This is a genomic window from Oleiphilus sp. HI0043, assembly GCF_001634935.1.
Genome location: NZ_LWEY01000137.1, coordinates 1 through 718, shown reverse-complemented (window position 1 = coordinate 718; position 718 = coordinate 1). Strand labels below are relative to the sequence as shown.

Below are 718 nucleotides of genomic sequence, written 5' to 3'. Positions count from 1 at the left end.
GACCCGTGGGCTATAATATACCGACAAAATTTAGGGTCAATCGCCAATTCAGTAAAATGACTCTTTTCATCCCCTAAACACGGTTAATCTGATAAATCTTGCTTCTTATTCGGGTATTTCGCTTCCGCGTTTTTTTAAACGGGCGTAGAAAAAACCATCATGACCGTTTTCTTGAGGGAATAATTGACGACCAAACCCGGTATCTTGCCCCCAGGGTGCATCGATCTTGAATAATTCGGCCTGATCTTGCTGTCTTAAGAATCGCTCGATAATTCGGCTATTCTCTTGTGGGAAGATAGAGCAGGTTGCGTATACCAATATCCCGCCTGGTTTGAGTGTTTTCCACAAGCTTGTAAGTAGCTGAAGTTGAAGTTCAGCCAATGCTTTTATATCACCTTCTTTGCGCAATAGTTTGATGTCAGGGTGGCGTCGAATGACTGCGCTGGCGCTGCATGGTGCATCGAGCAGGATTCGGTCAAAATGCTTACCGTCCCACCACTGCTCAAGCTCTTCGGCGCGTGATACCTTAAGTTCTGCCTGTAAATTTAGTCGTTTAAGGTTTTCATCGATCTTTGCGGCTCGACTTGCTTCAGAGTCTAGCGCCGTCAGGTGAATACCTGTTTGGGATTCCAGGATCGCACAGGTTTTTCCGCCTGGTGCGGCACAGGCATCGAGTACCTTATGGCCTTCTTCTAGTTCCAGTAAGTCACAACATAGT

General features: G+C 46.2%; 1 protein-coding gene. It reads right to left on the bottom strand.

Features of this window, described 5'->3' with window-relative positions; all coding sequences use genetic code 11:
- Positions 1-105: 105 nt before the first annotated feature.
- Positions 106-718 (bottom strand): methyltransferase domain-containing protein (locus A3729_RS02740; protein WP_304439683.1); only part of this gene is annotated, 613 nt, incomplete at its 5' end.